This window comes from Sediminispirochaeta bajacaliforniensis DSM 16054, assembly GCF_000378205.1.
Classification (GTDB): Bacteria; Spirochaetota; Spirochaetia; order DSM-16054; family Sediminispirochaetaceae; genus Sediminispirochaeta; species Sediminispirochaeta bajacaliforniensis.
This window is the reverse complement of the sequence record NZ_KB899463.1, coordinates 1-3020: the sequence shown is the minus strand read 5'-3', so window position 1 is coordinate 3020 and position 3020 is coordinate 1. Positions and strand designations below refer to the sequence as shown.

2 protein-coding genes are annotated in these 3020 nt (G+C 33.8%); both read right to left on the bottom strand.

What is annotated here, in order from left to right:
• Positions 1–82: 82 nt before the first annotated feature.
• Entirely contained in the window at positions 83–1933 is a 1851-nt protein-coding gene (locus tag F459_RS0121800; protein ID WP_020614758.1) for a hypothetical protein, read from the bottom strand.
• Between the two features lie 93 nt (positions 1934–2026).
• Positions 2027–3020, bottom strand: a 994-nt coding sequence (locus F459_RS22925) for an FkbM family methyltransferase (protein WP_020614757.1), incomplete at its 5' end; no start/stop codon positions are given.

The following is a 3020-nucleotide window of genomic DNA, read 5'->3' as shown; positions in this document are numbered from 1 at the left end:
CTCTGATGTGGTTTTGGTCGTACTTAATCAATCGTCAGATTGAGGACTTTCTTTTTATCAAAATTAGAATTTGCGCAAGATATTATACGTTATCTCCTTTAAGGTTAACCACAGCCTCGTTAATACAAGGTTCGCGATCAATAAGCTCTTTCATTTGTTGGGTAATAAAGATTTGACGATTTGGCGGATACTGATTTTTTGTAAATAGTTCCGGTACAATAAAGAATTTAAGAAGATGAATATCTTTTGGCTCTGTCAGATATAGTTTAACATAATCCGGATCATATATCTTTTTATAAGTCGCCCGGTAATGTTCAGTGAGAATAACAAATTTAAATGCAGGCATTTGTTTTGCCAACTGATAGACATAATCTATCTCATGATCAAAGCAAACATGTCCAACAAATAAAAAGACTGGCTTTTTATTTGTTTCTGCAAAATGAGATATTTCTCGCAAAGATTGCATCATACTAATGCCAGTTCCCAGAAAATCATTTTCTTTTGCGATGGAGTTCATGCATTCCAGTTGATTCTGTCCGTTTAGTGCGTACTTAAGAAACAATATTCCCTTATGCACATCGTTGGCAAAAGAAAATTTTTTCGTGATAGCAATATCATCATAAAGATAATACCGCAACAATCGTGCTATATGACTACGGAATGACTCTTCCTGAGCTGGTGTAAAACCGTTTTCCAGTGCATTGTAAAGCGCTGTTTCCACATCCTCCCGCCGAAATGCTTCATACGAACAACCTTTACCATACAATTGATTGTAACCTAACATAAGGGTAGCTTTCTTTCGAATAGTAGAAATATATCCAGACTGTGATAAAATCGTGACACAAATATCGGCCATATCAATGGCTGAATTAATATCAGTATTATCCATTAAAATAATATCAAGCGGATAATCATTAGTTTTAACTCGTTCAGAAATAATGGGATGACGTTTATATAAGAAGTTCCAATCATTCTTATTTGCTATTTCCGCTAAGTATAAAGCAGCATCATCACTACTAGTAAAGGTAGGTGAATGGAATTCTTTAGTATGTTTTGTATATGGATAAAGTCCAGATTCATAATCATTTTGCCCAAAATACAATATTATAGGACGCCCAGGTTTGAGTTTATCTTTAATTTTATTTATAGCATTGTTTACAGGTTGTTTTTTACGGTTCAAACCACTTAGACGTAAATATTTCCAAACCTTGTCCGCTTTTTCAAGATCATCCTCATTAACAGATAAGGTGTTAAATATCTCACTATTGGAAGACACAAAACTCTCACCCATCTGACCATTCTGTTCAAATACAACGGTACCAGGCAGAACTCCGTACTCATTATAAATAACCTTAATCTCTCTTTCTTTACACATAGAATTCAAAATATAATTCATAGCCAAAAACTGGTTCCAAATTATCACCATTACTGGTTTCGCAGTATTAAGTACAACATCAAGATATTTATATATCTCACAAGCTGATAATTCAGCATAACCCTCTCCCATTTCCGGATATCGACCTGCCAGATTTATTGCAGCCTCCTTAACATACGGCATATCGTCCATGATTCTTTTCATATCAGACGTTATTTCAACACTAACACCGGACGCAAAATTGTCGCGCATTAAGCGTGTGGGAATAGGGAAATAGCTGAATCCGGTATCGCTTTCAACTTTTCCGTAATGTTGCTCGAATATTTTTTCTACACCATGAAAAGAACGTCCATTTTCAACCATTATCAGCAGACGATACTCCTGCATTTCTTCGGCAATACGCTCCAAATATGGCAATTTATATTCAGTAATACCAGCAGCATAAAGTATATTTTTCGTTTCCGCTAAAGCTTTGATTTTATAAAATTCTTCAAGTGCGCTTTCCGTTTCTATTATGCTATCATCAAAAGTCTTTATATTAAAATTCTTGCTGTTCATGAAAACCTACTCAGTATTTTATTTTTCCAATTTTATAGACGTATAAAGAATATCTTGTATCACCCACAAAACATCTGACCATTTATAAGCTTATCAGAGACTCCATTCATTATTCTTTGCATATACAACATGTGAGTAGTTATTTTCAATCCGTAGAAACGGTTTTCTACGTTCTGAAGGATGCGATCGGTCGATAATATAGTTAAATCCGTTATTATCGAGAACTGACAGGATTTTACCCAAACGCGAAATTGGAAGATCTTCTCCCGTATGGAATTCAATAAAAAGATATTGAATATTTCGTAATAGAGAACCACAATCAATGATCACGTCATCTTCATTCCCTTCAATATCCAATTTTAAAAAATCAATTTTATTTTCTAAATATTCTTTTATATCAACCATCTGAACATCGAAATGCTCGACTTTCAAATTCTTCCTTTCTAATCTATCAGTGATACTCCCTCCCATAGACATATCAATAGCGCGATAGAATTTAACCGTATCATTTTTCGAACCAACAGCTTTTTTTACAATATCAACATTCTTAAGATTATTCTTTTTAATATTGCGTTCTAATACCTCATAATTATTCGGATCAGGTTCAAAGCATACAATTCTTGACTCAGGATAATCCTTTTTAAAATAGAGTGTTGCAAATCCAAGATGAGCGCCACAATCCAAAATTATTGGATTTGAACGGGTAAAATTAATGCAGTAATCTTCAAAAAGGAAAATTTCCTTAAATACTGTTACAAACGAAACCGTATCTGTTATCTCAACTTCCATATCAAGAAAATTGACAATATTTCTCTCTTTTTTCTCATCTATTCCAAATTGCTGAATGAATGATTCTTGAGAAGGAACTTTGAATGATGTAATATTTTGACTGCCACTCCAAAACAAATTATCAGCAAATACTTCATATATCCAGGATCTTTTTCTTACAGAATCCAATTTTCTGTTTATATTTACGATATCTTTTTTAGCCACTGCGTTATGTTTTAAATAATCTATCTTCTGGCCAAAGCCGTCTATCTTCTGGTCAAAGCCGTCTATCTTCTGGTCAAAGCCGTCTATCTTCTGG